Origin of the sequence: Psychrobacter immobilis, from assembly GCF_904846185.1 — a bacterium.
GTDB lineage: Bacteria > Pseudomonadota > Gammaproteobacteria > Pseudomonadales > Moraxellaceae > Psychrobacter > Psychrobacter immobilis_B.
The window spans coordinates 36274-56988 of record NZ_CAJGZQ010000014.1 but is presented as its reverse complement, the minus strand read 5'-3'; the positions used below and the strand labels follow the sequence as shown (position 1 = coordinate 56988).

The 20715-nt window shown below is 43.5% G+C and carries 16 protein-coding genes; 13 read left to right on the top strand and 3 right to left on the bottom strand.

Annotation, left to right across the window (positions count from 1 at the left end; genetic code table 11):
* Positions 1 to 30: 30 nt before the first annotated feature.
* Complete coding sequence (locus JMW94_RS09105) at positions 31 to 2886, bottom strand: ATP-binding protein (RefSeq protein WP_201604107.1); 2856 nt, start codon at positions 2884 to 2886, stop codon at positions 31 to 33.
* Between the two features lie 362 nt (positions 2887 to 3248).
* On the opposite strand from JMW94_RS09105, the gene rsmG reads away from it, so the two are divergent.
* The 10 genes from rsmG (at position 3249) to JMW94_RS09055 (ending at position 13205) form a co-directional block, all read left to right on the top strand.
* A complete protein-coding gene (gene rsmG, locus JMW94_RS09100; RefSeq protein WP_201604105.1) occupies positions 3249 to 3965 on the top strand; it encodes a 16S rRNA (guanine(527)-N(7))-methyltransferase RsmG in 717 nt (238 codons plus the stop codon).
* 225 nt (positions 3966 to 4190) lie between these two features.
* The gene (locus JMW94_RS09095) at positions 4191 to 4970 is read left to right on the top strand and encodes a ParA family protein (RefSeq protein WP_198330644.1); all 780 of its coding nucleotides are present in this window, start codon (positions 4191 to 4193) and stop codon (positions 4968 to 4970) included.
* Positions 4971 to 5127: 157 nt separating this feature from the next.
* Positions 5128 to 6273 carry a ParB/RepB/Spo0J family partition protein gene (locus JMW94_RS09090; RefSeq protein WP_198330645.1) on the top strand — a complete coding sequence of 382 codons (1146 nt, stop codon included), beginning with the start codon at positions 5128 to 5130 and terminating at the stop codon, positions 6271 to 6273.
* An 85-nt stretch (positions 6274 to 6358) separates the two neighbouring features.
* Positions 6359 to 7093, top strand: a complete 735-nt coding sequence (locus JMW94_RS09085; protein WP_201604103.1) for a MotA/TolQ/ExbB proton channel family protein — start codon at positions 6359 to 6361, stop codon at positions 7091 to 7093.
* A gap of 86 nt (positions 7094 to 7179) precedes the next feature.
* Positions 7180 to 7611 carry an ExbD/TolR family protein gene (locus JMW94_RS09080; protein ID WP_201604101.1) on the top strand — a complete coding sequence of 144 codons (432 nt, stop codon included), beginning with the start codon at positions 7180 to 7182 and terminating at the stop codon, positions 7609 to 7611.
* A gap of 94 nt (positions 7612 to 7705) precedes the next feature.
* The gene (gene msbA / locus JMW94_RS09075; protein ID WP_227685473.1) at positions 7706 to 9493 is read left to right on the top strand and encodes a lipid A export permease/ATP-binding protein MsbA; all 1788 of its coding nucleotides are present in this window, start codon (positions 7706 to 7708) and stop codon (positions 9491 to 9493) included.
* An 86-nt stretch (positions 9494 to 9579) separates the two neighbouring features.
* Positions 9580 to 10731: a tetraacyldisaccharide 4'-kinase gene (lpxK, locus tag JMW94_RS09070; RefSeq protein ID WP_201604099.1), complete on the top strand. Its 1152-nt coding sequence runs from the start codon at positions 9580 to 9582 to the stop codon at positions 10729 to 10731.
* Between the two features lie 37 nt (positions 10732 to 10768).
* Positions 10769 to 11581, top strand: a complete 813-nt coding sequence (kdsB, locus tag JMW94_RS09065; RefSeq protein WP_201604097.1) for a 3-deoxy-manno-octulosonate cytidylyltransferase — start codon at positions 10769 to 10771, stop codon at positions 11579 to 11581.
* Between the two features lie 84 nt (positions 11582 to 11665).
* A complete protein-coding gene (locus JMW94_RS09060) occupies positions 11666 to 12802 on the top strand; it encodes a DNA polymerase III subunit delta' (RefSeq protein WP_201604095.1) in 1137 nt (378 codons plus the stop codon).
* Between the two features lie 55 nt (positions 12803 to 12857).
* Positions 12858 to 13205 (top strand): PilZ domain-containing protein, encoded by a 348-nt coding sequence (locus JMW94_RS09055; protein WP_045446052.1) that lies wholly within the window; start codon positions 12858 to 12860, stop codon positions 13203 to 13205.
* A gap of 301 nt (positions 13206 to 13506) precedes the next feature.
* Here the strand turns inward: JMW94_RS09055 and ppk2 are convergent, their stop codons facing one another.
* Both ppk2 and JMW94_RS09045 read right to left on the bottom strand, forming a co-directional pair.
* A complete protein-coding gene (ppk2, locus tag JMW94_RS09050; RefSeq protein ID WP_228139068.1) occupies positions 13507 to 14520 on the bottom strand; it encodes a polyphosphate kinase 2 in 1014 nt (337 codons plus the stop codon).
* A 248-nt stretch (positions 14521 to 14768) separates the two neighbouring features.
* Complete coding sequence (locus JMW94_RS09045) at positions 14769 to 16310, bottom strand: acetyl-CoA C-acetyltransferase (RefSeq protein ID WP_201604093.1); 1542 nt, start codon at positions 16308 to 16310, stop codon at positions 14769 to 14771.
* Positions 16311 to 16887: 577 nt separating this feature from the next.
* On the opposite strand from JMW94_RS09045, the gene JMW94_RS09040 reads away from it, so the two are divergent.
* The 3 genes from JMW94_RS09040 (at position 16888) to JMW94_RS09030 (ending at position 20285) form a co-directional block, all read left to right on the top strand.
* Positions 16888 to 18288: a 3-oxoacyl-ACP reductase gene (locus tag JMW94_RS09040; protein ID WP_201501441.1), complete on the top strand. Its 1401-nt coding sequence runs from the start codon at positions 16888 to 16890 to the stop codon at positions 18286 to 18288.
* Positions 18289 to 18648: 360 nt separating this feature from the next.
* Entirely contained in the window at positions 18649 to 19566 is a 918-nt protein-coding gene (locus JMW94_RS09035; protein ID WP_201604091.1) for a MaoC family dehydratase, read from the top strand.
* A gap of 176 nt (positions 19567 to 19742) precedes the next feature.
* On the top strand, positions 19743 to 20285 hold the full coding sequence (locus JMW94_RS09030) for a beta-lactamase hydrolase domain-containing protein (RefSeq protein WP_201604089.1): 543 nt from the start codon (positions 19743 to 19745) through the stop codon (positions 20283 to 20285).
* Positions 20286 to 20715: the final 430 nt, after the last annotated feature.

Here is a 20715-nt window from a genome sequence, read left to right as displayed (position 1 = left end):
TGATACAGCTAAATTCCACTATAAATCAGCTTATATGGCATCAATGGGTGTTTTAGTGTCATTGTTATCGATACCTTGATTGATGCTTTTGTCGATGCCTTGATCCTCATTTATACTGACTTCGTTGTGCTCCGCCTTGTCTTTACATTTTTCTTTTTTTTGCTTGCCCCGTTTTTTTTGACGCTTTGCTTTCTGCTTTTTTTTATCTTTCTTTTTGGACTTTTTATCATCCATACCATCGTCATTGTTATCTTGATTTTCATCCCATAACATCAGACGACTTAAGACTTTACCAAACAACGTGTCTTTACGATAGCGACCTTTTTTGTTCATGGTGTCGATAGGTAAACCAGTCATCAGCGTCAATGCTTCGCTCAGTGTATAGACACCATAAATATGAAATTCGTTCGCTTTGACGGCAGCAATGATGTCGTCACGCAGCATGAGCTGTTTGACATTGGCCATTGGAATGACCACGCCTTGCTGCCCAGTCAATTCTTGCTCGCGGCATGCATCAAAGAATCCGGCGATTTTAGAATTGATGCCACCAACCGCTTGCACTTCACCCAATTGGTTCATAGAGCCAGTAATGGCAAATGATTGATCAATCGGGACGTTTGCTAAGGCAGATAGCAGCGCACAGCCTTCGCTGACGGTGGCGCTGTCACCATCGATATGGGCGTAGCTTTGTTCAAAAGCGAGTGAAGCACTAAAGTTGAGCGCATGATGTTGGCTAAATAAGGCGCGCAAATAGCTGGTCATAATCAGCATGCCTTTGGCGTGTAAACTACCGCCCAAATCCACGTCACGCTCGATATCGAGAATTTCACCCGTACCAATATTTGGTTGAATGACGGCAGTCAGGCGGGCGGGCATACCAAACTCGCTATCGGCATAACTGACCACTGTCAGCGCATTGACTTGTCCGACCGCGCTGCCTTGAGTTTGAATAAGCTGCTGACCGTTTTTTAGCTCATCCCAATAGAGGTCACGCAGGTATCCTGAACGCTCGTCCATATCATCGATGGCTTGTGTGACATGATAGGCATTAACAATGTTTTTTCCGCTTAAATGCGCGTGGCGGTTAGACTCATGCAATAGCTTGATTAATAAATCACTGTGCAAGCTTAAGCGGTCTTGGTCTTCTGCTTGTAAGCTTAAATGCTCAAGTAGGGCAGCTTGCGCGCTACGATCAAACGGATAGAGATTGGCATAGTCAATGATGTCAGCCATTTTTGCGACTAACGCCAATTCGTGCTCACTGCTGCGAGGCACATCATCGTGAAAATCCGCACGTACTTTAAAGACCGCATCAAACTCAGGCTCAAGCTCTAACAGCTCATAATATAAGTCTGCTTCACCAAGCAAAATCACTTTAACATCAAGGTCAATGGGGGCAGGTGCTAACGATAAGCTGCCTGTTAAGGTCAGCATTTGTTCAAGGCTTGAGAGTTTGATTTTGCGTGATTGTAGCGCGCGCTTGAGACCCTGCCAAGCATACGGATGCTCAAGTAAGTGACTCGCTTCTAATAGTAAATAACCACCATTGGCACGGTGCAGAGCACCTGCTCGAATCATACTGACATCAGTGGTGACCGTGCCCAATTGGGTGATTTGCTCGACATGACCCAATAAGTTCAAATGCGTTGGCAAGTCCTCAAAGATGACGGGTGCACCGTCGTCCGGCGTGTGGCTGACAATGACGTTGACCGCATAGCGACTTGGGGTTGTGGCCAAAACTGCCGTTACAAACTCTTCGTCATCGCCATTGACGATGCGCTCGACATGCGTAACCATGTCGGCAAATACGGTCTTGAGATAATCAATGACCAATGGGTGACTGGCAAATTGCTCATAAACAGGGGCAAATAACGGTTGCAGTGCACGACGTGCAATATTGCGATGCAGGGCTTCTATCGCATCATTGGCTTCGTCCTCTAACTGCTCTAACGCGATGGTCAACTGACTTAAGCGTTTTTGCATATGGTTTTTTTGAACAAAGTTATTTAACTCAGCTTCGTATTCACTATTGCCGTATTCAGTATTGCTTTCATTCTGCTCTGCATTCGTAGGATCGTTATACTCGGTGTTAGAAATGCTCGCTTTGCTACTATTATCGCTCACGGATTTATTTTTATGGCTAGCAGATAATTTATCATCACCACCACTAGTTTCTGTCGCGAGTTGACTGGGATGTACAAACACCGCTTTATTATCAAATGCGCGAAACGTCAACGCCAAATCATATTGTTTGCCTTCCGCATTGAGCACATCATAAGCCTGACTTTCTTTTTGATGCGTGTCATTTTTGATGGCTTCGATTTTGCTTTGATATTGATCACTACGAAAGCGTTGGCTCAATCGTTTTTTGGCTTGTTGCCATAATTGATTGACTTGCTGCTGCAATAAGGAGGCTTGCCCCGCAGGTAGTCGCAGCGCTAAAGGGGTACGTGGATCGGTGAAATTATGCACATATACCCAGTCGTCAGGTGTGGGTGCATCGGCGGCAATACGCGTTAGCAAGCGGCTGATGACGGTGCGTTTGCCCAAGCCATTTTCACCAGCAGCAAACACATGATAGCCACTGGCTTTGATATCCAAAGCTGTTTGTAAGGCTTTTAGTGCACGCTGCTGACCAAAGCCAACGTCTAGATCTGGTGCCGTGCGAGTATCCGAGGGCAATTCATCAGGATCGCTATAGCGTTTTAGTTGCTCAGCGGTGACAAGGCAGCGCTGCTTGATATCAATAAAGCATGGATGCGGTGCATTCGCTGTTGCTGGTTGGGTGCTTTTTAATTCAATGATGGGTGTTGCCATATTATTAGCGTCTTTTTTATTAGCGTCTCTTGATAATTGAGAGGTAGGGATGTGTGGCTGTTTGGTCATAGGTATAAATTATATCGTTTGTGGAAAGTGGCGTGGTTATTAAGTGCTATTAAGTTTACTAATGAGTGCTAATACTTGGTTTTTTCTAGTTAATTTGCATCGTTCATAAAAACATCTTACAAGATAAAACGGTGTTTTGAATAAATCATTAAAAGCAGTTTTGTATCATTAGCAGGCTCTGTTAAAAACGCCTATATAAGCAATCATTCATCATCCATTTAAAGCGATTAAAGAACAATAACGCCTCAATATAGGCTCAGATAGTATAAGATGTCTCACATTGGCGCAATCTGCAACTATTCAATGGGCAGACTGCATGATAAAATAGACGGTTCACATGTCAAAACTGGATAACTCGTTGTATGTCAGACTTTACTAAAACATCTTCATCCTCTGCTAACACGGGCAATATCCGTATTGATCCGACTGGCTTTGTAAAGCTTGGCGCACAGTTGCCAGCGCTGGCGAATACCTTGGCACAAGCGATCAATGAGCTTAAGTTATCCTTGAGTGAGACGCAGCAGCGCACATTATTATTGTACTTAGACCAGCTTTTGTTGTGGAATAAAGCGTATAATCTGACCGCCATCACTGATCCAGAAGAGGCTTTAATCAAACATATAATTGATTGTTTGGCTATTATAACGCATTTACCGTCAGGGTCACTGTTAGATATTGGCACAGGAGCAGGGATGCCAGCGGTTATTATTGCGATTTGTCAGCCAGAGCGTCAATGCACCGCACTTGATAGTAATCAGAAAAAAATTCGCTTTATTAAGCAAATCAGCAGCGAGCTTGGCTTGAATAATATGCAGCCAATTGCTTCTCGTATCGAGGCGCATGAGGCCAGCTATGACGTTGTGACTTCTAGAGCCTTTGCCAGTTTGATCGATTTTGTCGAAGTGGCTCAGCCGCGCTTAGCAGATAATGGTTACCTATGCGCGATGAAAGGCAAAGCGCCAAGCGATGAAGAGCTACAAGCACTAGACAATGACTGGCATATTAAGACAATTAAGCTTAAAGTGCCTCGTTTACATGATAGTCGTCATTTAATTGAATTGTCCTATAAAAATGTCTAAGCTATGAACACCTTTTAAGTGATACGTGTCGGTATCACATGATTTTGTGGATATTTGAATGGCATAATATTCAAAATATAGTGATGCAAATCGCGCTAATTATATAGAGATACTCATATTATTTACGCTTATGAGTATGATGCTATGCAAAGTTTAGCGAAAAATTGATTGTGTAAGCCAAAAGTAAAATAACAGTAATAGACCCTAATTAAATTGAGTGAGTGTATGGAAATCATAGCAATTGCGAATCAAAAAGGCGGCGTGGGCAAAACCACGACGGCAGTAAATTTGACCGCCAGCTTGGCTGCGAAGCGCAAGCATGTACTGCTGATTGACTTAGACCCACAGGGTAATGCGACCAGTGGTACGGGTGTTGATAAAAACGAGCTTGGGCTAACTATCGCTGACGTATTATTGGATGGGGTGTCGCTGTCTGATGCTATTGTTACCAGTCCGGCGGGGTTTGATGTGATCGGTGCCAATCGTGATTTGGCAGGCATGGATATCACCCTAATGAACAAGACCAATAGTCATGAGCTGTTTAAGACAGCAATGGTGGCATTGGTCAATGATCAGCTAGCTGCTAACAAACCTGCTTACGATTATGTGGTTATAGACTGTGCACCCAGCTTGAATTTACTGACGATTAATGCGTTAGTTGCTACAGACAGCGTCATTATTCCGATGCAGTGTGAATACTATGCACTAGAAGGCTTGGCTGATTTGTCGCAGACGATTGAGCGCTTGACGGAATTGAATCCAAAGCTATATATCCGCGGCGTGGTGAGAACATTGTTTGATGCACGCAATACACTAGCTCGCGACGTGTCTGCCGAGCTGGAAGCACACTTTGGCGATATTATGTATAAAACTCATATTCCAAGAAATATTCGCTTGGCAGAAGCGCCAGCACATGGTTTGCCAGTTATCGCTTATGAGAGATGGTCAAAAGGTGCGCGCGCTTATCAAAAATTGGCGGCTGAAGTCATGAAACAAAGTGACTAATATGCATGCATGTATGCATGTTTTTTAGCACCAATGATAGACTGCAAGAAAAAGCGTGCAAACAGATATTGAACATTGAATATTGTATTTATGAGTAATGAGTAAGCTGTATTAATAATTATTTGGCTTTTATTTTAGCGTTAGAGGATAGGTAATCATGGCGAAGAAAAGAGGGTTGGCTGCCAATCGAGGCTTAGATGCCTTATTGGGGTCAATCAAAAAAGAAAAGCAAATCACCGCCTCTGCCTTGCAAGACGACATGGCGGCGCGTGAGAGTACTTTGCCAGCTGAAACGCTTAACGCTGATAGATTAAATATTAGCACACCTGCTAAATCTGATAGTAATGAGACCAGTGAAAAACCAACGACCAAACCTATTGCCTCTGACACCACTGCCAGCAGTCGAACCACACGGTCGCCGCGCACGATAAACAAAGGTACGGCTAATAAAAGTCGTGTTAATGGAACAGATGCCATTGCCTCTGAAGACCAGATCAGCTTGGTGCAAATAGATGTCACGCGTTTGCAAGCGGGTAAGTATCAGCCACGCCGTGATATGAGTGAAACAGCGCTTGCAGAGCTGGCGTCTTCGATTGAGCAGCACGGTGTCATGCAACCGATCGTTATCCGTCCGTTGTTAGCTAATGAAGACAAGAGTGAAGCATTCGTTACCCATGAGATCATTGCTGGCGAGCGCCGCTGGCGAGCGGCAAAAATGGCAGGTAAATCTGTCATTCCAGCGATTGAACGTGCTTTATCGGATGAGCTTGCCATCGCACTGGCCTTGATTGAAAATATCCAGCGTGAAGACTTGTCTGTGATTGAGCAGGCCGCCGCATTACAACGTTTTCATACTGAATTTGGTATGAGTCATGCGATGATTGCCGAAGTCGTTGGCAAGGCGCGCACCACCGTATCAAACCTGCTGCGCCTCAATCAGCTGCATGATACGGTCAAAGATCATTTGGCAAATAGCGCCCTAGATATGGGTCATGCGCGCACGCTCTTGGCATTATCCTCTGAGCAGCAGCCGATTATCGCGCAAAAAATTATCGACGGCGGTATGACGGTACGCGACGCTGAAAAGTTGGTTAAATCGATCTTGCAGCCTGCGCCTAAAGCCAATCGTGCTGAGCAAACGCAATCTCGTGAGGTTGAGCGCTTGACGCAAAGACTGACAGATATGTTAGGGGCTGAAGTCAAACTCAAACACAAAAAAGATGGTCAAGGTAGTGTTGAGATATTTTTCCATAACCAAGATCAGTTAGCAGCTTTGATTAAGCACATAGAAGCACAGGCTTGATATCGCTAACGAGTTTGTCATGATGCTGTAAATTTAAGATATTTTGATAACCGCTATTTTTATAAAAATATAAAAGAGAGTCAATATGTGGGAGTTGGTAAAAGCGGGTGGTTGGTTGATGACACCTATCGTGGTGTGCTCAATATTGGCATTGGTTATCATCATCGAGCGTAGTCATACCTTACAGTTTAATAAAGTTGCTCCGAGTAGATTGCGCGAACAGCTAATCACGCGCTTACGTGAGAATGGGGATATTGGTCGTACACAGTTGATGAATGTCAAAGAAAAAACACCTTTGGGAGATATTTTAGCGACAGGGCTACTGTATCGTCAATATGGCTTAGACTCGATGACGATGCATATGCAAAACCGCGCTAGCGTACAAGTGCATCAGTTAGAAAAAAACATCAATATGCTTGGGACCATAGGAGCGATTGCGCCACTACTCGGTTTGTTAGGCACGGTGTTAGGCATTATTTCGTCGTTTTTGGCGATTACCGATGGGGCGATGCAAGACCCAACGATGCTTGCTGCTGGTGTGTCACAAGCGTTGATTACGACTGCTGCTGGTATGATCGTGGCTATTCCAGCACTGGTTGCCTATCGTTATTTTCAGCGCCGTATTATCGATATTAATGCCCAGTTTGAGACGCAAGCGGGGCTCATGATTCAAGAGTTGTATGATTATCATTTGCTGGAAAATACGTCTACTGCTGGCTTGAATGTGCCTGCACATCGTGCGCCACCGGCTGACGTTGTAGATCACGAGTATGCAGTGGATGGATTAAGCTCAAATAATGGTGTTGCCGTCACTTCTTAGCATTTATTTCTTAGTATTTGTGACTGTTCAGCACGCTATAATAATCTATCAAGCACATGAGTATCCAGTAAATTAAAGAGAGTGATATGCGCTTTAGAAAACCAACTGTTGAGCCGCTCGAAATTAACTTGACCCCGATGATTGATTGCTTGTTATTTTTGATTGTTTTTTTGCTGTTAGCAACGTCGTTTAATCATTTTAGTCGTTTAAATATTATTCTTCCTGAAGCTGAAGGTGTCGCGCTGACAGAAGAGAAAAACAGTATCGAAGTGGCGGTACAAGAAGATGGCAGTTATCTGGTGAACGGTATTACACTTGCCAGTAGTAATGAGGCAGAGTTGACCAGTATGCTACAACAAGAAGCTGGCGGTAATCGTGAAATGCTATTTGTTATTGCTGCGGATGCCAATGCCACCCACCAATCGGTTGTACGAGTGATGGACATTGCGGGTAAACTGGGATTTTTGAATCTTAATATCAGTACGGTCGTGCCACTTGGTCAGCCGTTACCGCAGTAACCTATAGTTACTTTAGTGCCATTGATAGATGTTCTTATAAAACTGTGATTTTAACGCAGTCCATTCATGTTATGACCCCTAAATTGAGGCTTTTATGAGCCAAGCATATCAACCTTACTCTGCAAAAACTGCTGCTAAAAAACTATCAGCAGAGCCGTCAAACATACCTAAGCATAAGACCTTGCTGCGTTTGCTGAGTTATCTAAAACCATACTGGTGGGCATTAATGCTTACTGTGTTGGGCTTTGCGATTAATGCGGCGACAGAGATTTGGATTGCCAAATTACTTCAATACATCACCGATGCCATTAATCAGAACGATCAAAGCAAACAGGATTTATTTCCATTATTGATCATTGGTCTGTTTTTTGTCCGCGGTGTTGGTAGCTTTTTGGGTAATTATTATTCTGCTCTGGTCTCACGTAATTTGGTATATGAGCTGCGAGTGGAAGTCTTTAATAAATTGCTTCGTCTGCCAAGCTCTTTTTACTTAGCCAATCCTGCTGGTACCATTTCATCCAAGCTGATATTTGATGTTGAGCAAGTCACCGCAGCTAGTACAGACTCTATGAAGACGCTACTGCGGGATGGTCTGACAGTCGTCGCTTTGATAGGTTTCTTGCTTTATAGCAATTGGCGTTTGACGTTGATTTTATTCGTTGTGCTACCGCCAATATTGTGGCTTATTCGCATCGCCTCAAAGCGTTATCTAAAATTGTCCAAAGGTATTCAGGAGACGATGGGTGATGTCAGCCATATTACCAATGAAGTGATTGGTGGCTATCAGGTTGTCAAAAACTATGGCGGTCAAGCATACGAAGCCGCACGCTTCGATAAAACATCAAAAAAGAACTTACGCCAAGGCATGAAGGTCGTGGTGACCAACAGTATCAATACGCCAGCAGTACAGCTGCTAATGGCTGTCGCCATGTCAGTTGTGGTGTGGCTCGCACTACGCCCATCGGTGATAGACAATATCTCAGCGGGTGAGTTTATCTCATATATCGCGGCTGCAGGTTTGCTCAGCAAGCCGGTACGCTCATTGACTGACATCAATCAAAAACTACAAAAAGGTATCGCGGCAGGTGAGTCGATTTTTGCCTTGTTAGATGAGCCAGAAGAAACAGATATTGGTGTGCTTAGCCCTGCTTTGACGGGCGAAATCAAGCTGGACAATGTCAGCCTGATTTATCCTGACTCAACGGTTGCTTTGCGTGACTTTACGTTAGATGTAAGAGCGGGTGAGACGGTTGCATTGGTAGGGCGAAGTGGTGCTGGTAAGTCATCTTTAGTAAATTTATTGACGCGCACCTTATCGACCTCTTCTGGGCAAATTACCTTGGATGGTATACCGATTGAAGACATTAAGCTTGAGAGCTTACGGGCGCAGATTGCGATGGTCAATCAACAAGTAGTCCTGTTCAATACCACGGTATTTAACAATATTGCTTATGGTGGCTTAGCCAATAAAACCCAGGCTGAGGTTGAGCGTGCCGCAAAAGATGCCTTTGCTCATGATTTTATTATGAAAATGCCAAACGGCTATCAAAGTGAAATCGGTGCTGAAGGTCTGCAGCTGTCTGGCGGGCAGCGTCAGCGCTTATCGATTGCTCGTGCGCTATTAAAAGATGCGCCGATTTTAATTTTAGATGAAGCAACCAGTGCGTTAGACAATGAATCAGAGTATTACATTCAGCAAGCGCTTGATAATGTGATGAAAGATCGTACCACATTAGTCATTGCACATCGACTGACCACCATTGAATCAGCCGATCGTATCGCCGTGTTAGACAGCGGTCAAATCGTCGAGTTAGGCACGCACGATGAGCTTATGCAATTGCAAGGTCATTATGCGCAAATGTATGAACGCGACTTTGAATAAAATTATCGGACTATTCTTTGAGCAGCTTTGACGTTCAAATCGTGCTAAGTTAAAGTTTAGCTGAATAGGTAAGTGGTCAAATTATCATGAGTATTGAAACGACAGTGACGCGTGCCTGGCAACGTCAAGCCGCTTGGCTATGGCTATTGCTACCTATTAGTTGGTTGTACGGACTTATCACCACGCTGCGTCGTCAAGCTTATAAAGCTGGGCTGTTAGCAAGTTATCGTGCGCCTGTTCCCGTTATGGTGATCGGCAATATTAGCGTGGGCGGTAGTGGCAAAACACCATTGATTATTGCCTTGGTTGATTATCTACAAGAACGAGGAATAAAGGTAGGGGTTATCAGCCGTGGTTACGGTGGCGACACCAGTCAAATGCCCGCTTTGGTCGATGCCGCCAGTTTGCCCAACGTGGTAGGGGATGAGCCTTGTTTGATTGTCAATATGACAAATGCACCCATGGCAGTATGTCCTGATCGTAAGCAAGCGATTATGACCTTGTTAGCTGCCCATCCTGACTTGCAATTCATTATTGCCGACGATGGCTTGCAGCATTATGCACTGCAACGTGACATTGAATGGATTGTGGTCGATTCAGCACGGGGCTTTGGTAATCAGCAACTCCTGCCAACAGGGTTTTTACGTGAACCCATGTCGCGGTTGCAAGGTGCAACTGTCATCTACCATGAACCACTAACAACAGATTCAGTGGACAATAACAAAGATAATAGCAATCTGTACCGAGCCCATCGTTTGACAATGCACTTAGAGGCGAATGCTCTGCAACTCTTATGGCAACCTACTTTATCCTATTCTCAAATTGATGCGCCTAAAAAGGGTTGTAGAGTGCATGCGGTGAGCGGTATTGGTTATCCGCAGCGGTTTTTTGATACTTTAAGTTCGCTAGGCTTCGATGTCGTTGGACATCCTTATCCTGATCATCATGATTTTGAGTTGGCGGAATTATTGCAGTATACCGAATATCCAATCGTAGTCACCAGTAAAGATGCGGTAAAAATAAGAGCGTTGCTATCGAAAGCCACTACTGATAAAGCGCTGAATAATGAGTATCAAACGCTGATAAACAGACTATGGGTGCTGCCAGTAACCGCCGAACTCTCTGATAGCTGTTATGATAATCTGCAGCAACAGCTAAAAAAGCTAGGTATTGATATCGCAAACAATGACAATACCAATAACAGTGCCAATAATAATACCAAAGCAAATAATAGATGATGCTTTAAACCGTATAAAAATTGCTATAGGAAACCCCATGTCGTCAGTGATTATGCCCGCCAAAACTCATATTGTTATCCCTGCTCGTTTTAAGAGCACGCGGCTGCCCGGCAAACCATTACTAGAGATACATGGTAAGCCGATGATTCTTTGGGTTGCTGAAAAGGCGCAAACAGCGCACTTCGCTGATGATATGTGTATTGCCACGGATGATGATGATATCGCCAAGATATGCATGGATGCAGGGTTTGATGTGGTGATGACCAGTAGCGAGCATGCTTCAGGCACTGACCGTTTGGCAGAAGTTGCCGCCATCAAAGGGTGGGCTGACCATGATATCGTGGTCAACATGCAAGGCGATGAACCGTTAGTGCCACCGTTATTATTGGAGCAGGTAAAGGCGCTTTTGGTCGCAGACAGTGATAGCGTGATGGCGACTTTGTGTGAGCCTATCGACGACTATGAGACCTTTATGCGTCCATCAGTGGTCAAGGTTGTCAGTCAACACGCTAATGACTTGCAACGTGCGCTTTATTTTAGCCGAGCACCCATTCCTTGTGATCGTGATGTCATATTGTCCGATGATAATCATAGAAACCCACCAAAAAATGCTTATCGTCATTTAGGGTTATATGCTTATCGCGTCCGTTTATTACAGCAGTTTGTGCACTGGCCGCAAACGCCACTTGAGACACTTGAAAGCCTAGAGCAGTTACGCGTTTTAGAAAATGGAGCGCAGATTGCTATTGCAGTTGCCGCTTGTCATCTACCTGCAGGGGTCGATACCCAAGAAGATTTAGACCGCTTAAACGCCATGAGCTTGACTGAATTTCAGAATCCCATTGGATAAATAGCCTAAGAAAAAATATTTTATCTAAAGCGTCATAAATACGCTATATCCTGAATAATCAAGCGAAGTGATAGGACGTTAGCTATGAGTGATAAGACGCAAAATACAGGCACAATGGATACTACAGACCACATTTATTTCGCCGCGTTATTGCCATGGCAGCAAAATCTGTGGTCGCAATTGACCAAGCGAGTTTTGACATCACAGCAAAATTTGCCACATGCACTATTAGCTGCTGGTATGCAAGGTATGGGCAAGCGGGCTTTTGTATGGCGTTTGGTCGCTTGGTTGTTATGCCGTGAGCGTGATAGCCATCCCACAGGGGCTTGCGGCGCGTGCGAAAGTTGCCAATGGCTAAGATCTGGCACGCATCCAAGCTTACAGGTATTGCCACTGATCAGTATGCCAATCAGTGCAGACAATGCTGATAATAAAGAGAAATTAAGTAACGCTGCAAAGGATAAAAAATCATCCAAAACAGCTAATAATAGTGCTCTTAAGATTAAAGTGGATGATATCCGTAACTTGCAGCCTTTTATCTACCAAGGTGGTCAAGGAATGCGTATCTGTGTGTTAGACCATGCAGAGCAAATGACGATTGCCGCGGCCAACGCGCTACTCAAAACCTTGGAAGAACCACAAGCTCAAGTCCATTTATTTTTGATCAGCGATACTCCAGCACAATTACTGCCCACCATTAAAAGTCGGGTGCAGCAGTTGCCATTACAGACCATTCAGCCTGTGATCGCCGTTGACTATGTGACACAGGCACTTGGCTCTACGGTCAATCGTGAAGCGGTCGGTACGGCTGCGATTGAGCAGCTTATCCAATTGGCAAATGGCGCACCTTTGGCAGCGATAGCCATGGCACAAGCGCCATGGTATAGCAAACGTGCACTATGGTTGACGACGTGGCAGGCATTGCGGAGCGGTAAACGTAGTAGTGTGGCAGCCAGTGACTATTGGCAAAACCAACTGAGTATCACAGAATTTATTCAGCTGTCTGAGCTGATGCTACTTGATATGCGCCGTGTTTGCTTAGGGCTTAATGAGCTTCAAAAAGACGTCAATCTATCCGCTGCCTTAGAACAGTATCCACCTGATAATAATGGCCTAGCACTTTTTTCTAATAGCTTACAGCAGACAAAAATCGCTCTGCAACAAAATGTGCAAGAAAAATTTGCCTATGATAAGCTAATGCAAGAATTGGCTTGTTTATAAGAAAATCTGCCTCGATAGCAAATAAAAATACCAAACTTAATGAAGGAAGCTGACTATGGCCATGCCAGGACGCGGCGGGATATTAACCTGCCACATTGAAAATATCGAAATGTTATATGCCAGCTACTTGTCCTTTGTCAGTAATGGCGCATTATTTGTGCCATCCAATGACGCTCAGCAGCTAGGTAACGAGGTATTTATCGCCATCACTTTACCCAATTCTAGCGAGCGTTTGCCTATGAATGGCAAAGTGGTTTGGATTAACGCCAAAACTCAAGGTGGTCGACCGGCAGGTTTTGCGGTACAGATTGGAACTGATATTGCAGGTCAAAGAATCAAAAACGAAGTTGAGCGATTATTGGCGGGTAAAATAGATGGTTTGCAGTCCACGTATACCATGTAATTATTTATTGTACTTGTAATGGTTTTGATGAGTGTTAGACGACTATTATTAAATAAACAGTATAAAAAAAGCCACCTTATATATCGATAAGGCGGCTTTTTTTTATGAGTATAAGACTGGGGCGTGTCTTCATGTTAAAAATGGTGATAAAAATTGCCGTCAAACAATAAAGGTAATGCAAATAATATCGAGATATCAATAAGCTGTTTGACTATCCTTGGCAAAATTTAGCCATTGTTAGCCCATTTAAAGGACAATCGATTGGATTGAGGACACAGCCTAAGTAAAGCCACCATATCTTTTAATAGCGCGGTGGCACATACATATCATCTGGAATAGGCTCACGGTAGTATTCGTCATCACGTTTACGATCGGGTAATTCTACTTCATCACGTGGCACTTCCTTATAAGGAATTTGTTCAAGTAGATGAGCAATACAGTTTAGCCTTGCGCGTTTTTTATTGTTACCTTCAACCACCCACCAAGGTGCTTCAGGAATATGCGTTCGCTCAAACATGGTTTCTTTAGCCTTGGTATAGTCTTCCCAACGGCGGCGTGACTGTAAGTCCATGGCTGAGAGCTTCCATTGCTTGAGTGGGTCATGAATACGGCTCATAAAGCGTGAATGCTGCTCATCATCAGTGATCGAAAACCAATACTTCACCAAGCGAATACCTGAGCGTACTAGCATACGTTCAAACTCAGGCACCGACTGAAAAAATTCTTCATACTGTGCATCGGTACAAAAACCCATCACACGCTCAACTCCCACACGGTTATACCAACTGCGGTCAAACAGAACAATTTCACCAGCAGCAGGCAAGTGGGCGACATAACGCTGAAAATACCATTGTGATTGCTCACGTTCCGTCGGTGCAGGTAGGGCAGCCACTCGACACACACGAGGGTTTAAGCGCTGCGTGATACGCTTGATAGCGCCACCTTTACCCGCTGAGTCACGACCCTCAAATATGACGACGATACGCTCACCACGATCAACGACCCAGTCTTGCAACTTAATAAGCTCGCGCTGTAGCCTTACCAACTCTTGAAAGTACATACGACGATCAAGTCTTTCTTGCTCACTCATTTCGCGCCCATCAAAACGAAAGTCACGCACATAATCATCTATCTCGTTTTCTAGCTCTTCATCATAAGTATCGATGAGGTCTTCGTGCATCTTACGACGCAACTGATCATTAAAAACCTCTTTATCCATACGTTCGATAAAACTGTGTTGCTCAGGTGAGCTAAGTTCCTGACGCTCTTGTGGCGTGAGGGATTTGGGATTGATGGACGAAGGTATCTTACCCATAAAAAACTCCTAATCAGTGTTGTTATGATTTTTATTGGTTATCCTCTTACTTTAGCATAACTACCGATAGAGCTATGCGTTGGCTACGTTTCATTATTGTGTTGTTAGCCAGACCATGACTAACATCCAGTTTTGAGTAGTGAATGGGCATAAAAAAGCACCCTCTAATCCATCGATTAAAGAGTGCTTTAAAGTATTCATGCTAACTATTGACTGATAATACCAATCAAATAATAGCAGTCAAAGAGTTATTTCTCTAAGATACAAGTCACGCCCTGACCACCAGCTGCACAGATAGAAATTAGTGCACGACCTGAGCCTTTTTGATCCAATAGCTTCGCTGCAGTGGCTAGGATACGACCACCCGTTGCGGCAAATGGATGACCCGCAGCTAACGACGAGCCATTAACGTTTAGCTTGCTACGATCGATAGAGCCTAGTGGTGCATCTAGTCCTAGACGCTCTTCACAGAATTTTTCATCTTCCCAAGCAGCTAGTGTTGATAACACTTGTGATGCAAAGGCTTCATGGATTTCATAAAAATCGAAATCTTGTAGTGTTAGACCTGCACGCTCAAGCATACGCGGTACGGCATAAGCAGGTGCCATTAATAGGCCTTCTGTGGTGCCAGATTTACCAATGAAATCAACGGCGGCCGTTTCTTGATGAACGATATAAGCCAATGGCTTAAGACCACGCTCTTTTGCCCACTCATCGGTTCCTAATAGGACACAAGAGGCACCATCCGTTAACGGTGTAGAGTTGGCTGCTGTCATCGTTGGGTTGGCGTTCTTTTTACCAAACACAGGCTTTAATTTAGCCAGTTTTTCCAAAGTGGTATCAGGGCGCAAGTTGTTATCGCGCGTCAGACCTTTGTATGGAGTAATAAGGTCATCAAAGAACCCTTCATCATAAGCGCGCGCTAGGTTTTGATGACTGTTAAAAGCAAGCTCATCTTGTGCTTCGCGGCTGATATTCCACTCAAGTGTGGTGATGGCTTGATGGTCGCCCATTGATAGACCAGTGCGTGGTTCACCGTTTTGTGGCGAATCGATTAAGTCTTTTGGATTTAGCCCCATTAACGCTTTTAGGCGTTGTTTGTTGTCTTTAGCCGCACCCAGTTTGATCAGTACTTTACGTAGACCATCACCAATCGCGATCGGTGCATCAGAGGTCGTATCTACGCCACCAGTAATCGCTGAATCGATAAGACCAAGTGCAATTTTATTGGCAGAAGCAAAAGTCGCTTGCAAGCCAGTACCGCAAGCTTGTGAGATATCATAAGTTGGCGTATGTGGGTTGAGCGCTGTGTTAAGCGTGGCTTCGCGAGTTAGGTTGATGTCACGGCTTAGTTTCATGACGGCACCAGACACCACTTCACCCAACACTTCGTCTTGTAGGTTATAGCGTTCAATCAAGCCATCTAATGCAGCTGTCAACATGTCGGTGTTGCTAACGTCAGCGTATGAACCGTTCGAGCGTGCAAACGGAATACGGTTGCCACCTAAGATAGCCACACGATTTTGACCAGCAACGGCTTTGGTTTTGCTGGTTTTTTTGGCAGCAGATGCTGGCTTTTTCGTAGTAGAAGCTGGTGATTTATCATTTGCTTCTGTGGTGCTAGAAGACTCTTTATTAGACGTGTCTGTAGCTGTCGTGCTTTTAGCTTTTTTAACAGCCGTTTCTGTTTTGGCGCTGTCTGATTTATTATCAGTAGATTTTGACGCACTGGCTTTTACCACTGTGCTTTCAACAACAGGGCTATCAGGGTGATTGTTTTTATTACTCATAATATTATCCTTAAAAAATATGGGCAGAAGAAAAGAGGGTAACAATAGTAAAACTAATAATAAAAATGATTACATTAAATAATTCAATAATCGAAAATAAACAAGAAGCAAATATTATCACTTATTACGCAGCATAACTGTTTATGATAAGACGTTTTTACGACCTTACTGTATATCTTTGGCAAACTATGTGACGCTTATCTAAGGTCGGTATCAGCTTTGAAAGACATCAATATGACTTTCGTAGACTGGCTAGTATCGATTATTGGCATTGCATAACGATAGATTTGATAATATATTGTTATCGATAATTGCATTTGCTATAACTTATAGGTCTGATTTTAGCACAATGTGGTGATTTTTAAATCCAGAAAAAGTGACCGTCTTGTATACTGAGTTGTTTACAGATTGTTGTAGACATTATCGGTTTTTGGACTTGTTTAAGATGGCAGTGTATAGTTAGGCCAGCTTTAGACTCATTTACTAAATATCAATAATTATGAGGTTATTGAGTCTATATAATAGGCACATTACATTTATTACTATTATTCTAACCGTTCGTTATAGGGATTATATTATGTCAGACCGTTATGGTGATTTTGTTCAGTCTTCTATTGGCAAAAAAGTGGCCAAAAATTTGGGTTTACCGTTACCTGTTACCCTTGATCGCTTCGAAAGCGGTGAGCCTTTAGTACGTGGTAGCGTATTGGTTGGTCGTGCTAATGGCGATGATAAAAGCGTCAGTGAGTCTGTGGCGCGAATTTTGTCAGACGTACATGCTGATGTTTATGTAAACAGCAGTGATGATATCAAAGATGCCCTTGCTGATGCAGGCGTGGAAGCAAAAGCCAATACTGGCGGTGATGATAAATTTAAAGTTTTGTTGTTTGATGCCAGCAATATTAGCAATGCCGATCAATTAAAAGAAGTGTATGAGTTCTTCCATACTGTGGCTCGTCGTGTAGAAAAGTCTGGTCGCGTCATTATCATTGGCCGCCCACCAGAAAATATCACTGACATTGATACAGCTTTGGCTCAGCGTGCGCTTGAAGGCTTTGTGAAGTCTGTCGGTAAAGAGTTCAAACGCGGTATTACTGCACAGCTTATTTATGTGGAAGACGGCGCAGAGCAAAACCTAGATTCAACTTTACGCTTTTTCACCTCTGCTCGTTCAGCTTATGTCTCAGGACAAGTCGTACGCGTTAGTAAAGGCAGTAATGTTGATGTCGATTGGACACAGCCTCTTGGCGGCAAAACCATGCTGGTAACTGGCGCAAGTCGCGGTATTGGTGAAGCAATCGCTCGTGTATTGGCTCGCGAAGGCGCTCACGTTATCTGCCTTGATGTACCGCAGCAGCAAGCAGACCTACAAAAAGTCGCTAGCGAAATTAGTGGCTCAGTATTGACCGTCGACATCACCAGTGATGACGCTGGCAAACAAATCGCCGAAGCTGCACAAAAGCGTGGCGGCTTAGATTCAATCATCCATAATGCTGGCGTCACTCGTGATAAGACATTGGCAAACATGGACGAGAAAAAGTGGGACATGGTTATTAATATTAACCTAGGTAGTATTGCTAGGCTGAACCGCTATTTACTAGACAACGATGTATTAAAAGACAATGCACGTATCGTTTGTGTGTCATCGATTTCAGGTATCGCTGGCAACTTGGGTCAAACCAACTATGCCACCTCTAAAGCAGGGGTAATTGGTTTGGTGAATGCCACTGCCAAGCAGTTAGAAGACAACGCCAAAGGCATGACAATCAACGCCGTTGCTCCAGGGTTTATTGAAACGCAAATGACCGAAGCTATTCCATTTGCTATTCGTGAAGCGGGTCGCCGTATGAACTCTATGAGCCAAGGCGGCTTGCCAGTAGACGTGGCTGAGACCATCGCATGGTTTGCATCACCTGCTTCTGGTGGCTTAAATGGCAACATCGTTCGCGTTTGTGGTCAAAGCTTATTGGGTGCTTAATATTACTTTATAAGTAAGTGTCAATTATAAGTAAGTATAAGTGATGATTTAGATGATAATAAATGGTTGATATTAATCAGTATTTTTAATTTTCCTCACATATGCTTACGAAAAAATTGCTCATAAATCGTAATAAAGCTGCCCAAGGGTGGCTTTTTTATGATAAAAACACAGAGAACCAGTAGCCAAATTGTTTTTTGCTGTGAGAGTTGCTTACATTGTCTAAAACCACGCCTATGAATTGTGCCTAATTTAGGCATAATACTGGTGGCATTGCTCAATGATAGGCTGTAACCAATAATGTCATAGCATCTTTAGATACACCAAGAAAATTTGCTCAAGCCCCACTTAGGATTTATTATGTCAGACAAACATTATGATGCGTTGCCGAAAGCGCATACGACCTATGCCAATATCGTTAAAAGTTTATTGCCTATTGGTAATAACGGCAAAATCAGTAAAGACCAATTGCCGCAGGCGACTTACTATGTGGACGATTTGCACATTGACCAAAGTAACTTAAACGATTATCGTAAAATTTGTGGTTTTGCAGATAATGGCAAAGTACCCATTACTTACTTCTCAGTGCTGTCTCAAACGCTGCAGATGAATATGATGGTTAAAGAGCCATTTCCATTTGCTATGTTGGGTCTAGTGCACGTCGATAATAGTGTGACTCAGTATCGTCCTATCGGTGAGCGTGAAACGGTTGCTATGTCAGTCACCTTTGATAATTTGCGTGACCATGCTCAGGGTCAGCAGTTTGATTTTGTGACGACGGTCAAGTCAGAAGATAAGGTGATTTGGGAAGGTACTTCGACGTATCTGTCACGCAGCAAAAAACCCATCAGCAGCAAAGACAAAAAAAGCACTCCACGTCCAATAACGGTCAAGCCATTAGTCAACCCAGAAGGCGTGCATAGTATCTTTGAAGTGCCAGAAGATATCGGTCGTCGTTATGCTTTTGTTTCAGGTGACTTTAACCTCATTCATCTTCATCCATTATCTGCGCGTGCGTTTGGCTTTCCTAAAGCGATTGCTCACGGCATGTGGTCAAAGGCCAAATGCCTTGCTATGATGGACGAGTTGCCAGATGCGTGTACGGTTGATGTGTCATTTAAACTGCCTATCTTTTTACCAGCCGAAGTAGAGCTTATCGCTGATCCGGTGGCTGTACTTGAAGACACAGACGATACCTGTGAGTTTGGCTTATTTAGTTCTAAAAATGACAAGCCGCATTTGGCAGGTACGGTTAAATTACAGAGTGGCAATGAGTAAAAGCCAGTAGAACGACTGTCATTTAACTAAAAAATATCTCAATATGGTCGATTCGTGATAGAAAAGTAATAGCGTTAACCTCGCTTGAAGTATTGCTTATACATCGACACGCGGTTGCTTTGTACTTATTTTAACTGGAATTGACCATAGTAAATATAACGAACAAATTTATAATTATGACTTCACATACCGCCGTACCAAACCCAGATCAACTGAATCATTCAGTAGCTATTGACACAGTATCGAATGCTGGCAATAGCGTTTTAGACAATGATGTTGATCTTAGTACTATTCTTGAGCCTTATTTTCGTCCTGATGACACTACTATTGTATGCGGTGCACTCAATGACGAAAAAGTGGTTGCCTTAGCGAAAGCTGGGGTTGAGTTAGTGATTAACTTACAGCCAGATGATGAATTGAGCTTTGATGAAGCCGCCGCGGTCGAGCGAGCTGGCATGCACTATGAGCATCTGCCTATTAATGGTGCTGCAGACTTAAAGCAGCTTAATATATTGGCATTTGATAACATATTGCGTCAACATCATGGCAAAAAAACAGCAGTGCATTGTGGCTCAGGCAATAGAGTGGGTGCCGCAATGGCGCTACGCGCAGGATGGCTACGTGGACGTAAAATGGACACCGCTATGGAACGTGGGCGCAGTCATGGATTAACGAAGCTTGAGCAAGAAGTTCATAATCGTCTGTTGGTACCGCGCTAAGACATAAAGATGACAACGTATTATTGAGAAGTGTTGAATGACAGAGAGGCGACCACTAGGTTGCCTTTTTTATTAAGGCGCGTTGTTATTTTAAAAATGAGGATAAAAGTTCTAGGGCGTGTCCTCATTTTAAAATGGTGATAAAAATGAGATAAATTGGCGTCAAACAAGGAAAGTAGCGCATATAATATCGAGATATTAAGAAGCTATTTGACGATGTTTGGCAAAATTTAGCTATTTTTAGCCCGTTTAGAAAGTAATCGATTGAATTGAGGACATGCTCTAAGCAAACGAAAAGATAAATTGCTAATATTGAGATATTGAACAGTTACGCCTTAGCAAATAATGTATTTTTTATCATATGAACACTTAATATTAGGGGCTAAATAGTTTTTTACCGTTTAGCTGTTTTATAGAAATGGAGCAGGGT

Coding starts and splice junctions, on each gene's coding strand:
- msbA (WP_227685473.1), top strand. CDS start 7,706: ATGAGCCAAGCATATCAACCTTACTCTGCAAAAACTGCTGCTAAAAAA.
- JMW94_RS09040 (WP_201501441.1), top strand. CDS start 16,888: ATGTCAGACCGTTATGGTGATTTTGTTCAGTCTTCTATTGGCAAAAAA.
- ppk2 (WP_228139068.1), bottom strand. CDS start 14,520: ATGGGTAAGATACCTTCGTCCATCAATCCCAAATCCCTCACGCCACAA.
- JMW94_RS09060 (WP_201604095.1), top strand. CDS start 11,666: ATGAGTGATAAGACGCAAAATACAGGCACAATGGATACTACAGACCAC.
- rsmG (WP_201604105.1), top strand. CDS start 3,249: ATGTCAGACTTTACTAAAACATCTTCATCCTCTGCTAACACGGGCAAT.
- lpxK (WP_201604099.1), top strand. CDS start 9,580: ATGAGTATTGAAACGACAGTGACGCGTGCCTGGCAACGTCAAGCCGCT.
- JMW94_RS09045 (WP_201604093.1), bottom strand. CDS start 16,310: ATGAGTAATAAAAACAATCACCCTGATAGCCCTGTTGTTGAAAGCACA.
- JMW94_RS09080 (WP_201604101.1), top strand. CDS start 7,180: ATGCGCTTTAGAAAACCAACTGTTGAGCCGCTCGAAATTAACTTGACC.
- kdsB (WP_201604097.1), top strand. CDS start 10,769: ATGTCGTCAGTGATTATGCCCGCCAAAACTCATATTGTTATCCCTGCT.
- JMW94_RS09085 (WP_201604103.1), top strand. CDS start 6,359: ATGTGGGAGTTGGTAAAAGCGGGTGGTTGGTTGATGACACCTATCGTG.
- JMW94_RS09095 (WP_198330644.1), top strand. CDS start 4,191: ATGGAAATCATAGCAATTGCGAATCAAAAAGGCGGCGTGGGCAAAACC.
- JMW94_RS09030 (WP_201604089.1), top strand. CDS start 19,743: ATGACTTCACATACCGCCGTACCAAACCCAGATCAACTGAATCATTCA.
- JMW94_RS09055 (WP_045446052.1), top strand. CDS start 12,858: ATGGCCATGCCAGGACGCGGCGGGATATTAACCTGCCACATTGAAAAT.
- JMW94_RS09090 (WP_198330645.1), top strand. CDS start 5,128: ATGGCGAAGAAAAGAGGGTTGGCTGCCAATCGAGGCTTAGATGCCTTA.
- JMW94_RS09105 (WP_201604107.1), bottom strand. CDS start 2,886: ATGACCAAACAGCCACACATCCCTACCTCTCAATTATCAAGAGACGCT.
- JMW94_RS09035 (WP_201604091.1), top strand. CDS start 18,649: ATGTCAGACAAACATTATGATGCGTTGCCGAAAGCGCATACGACCTAT.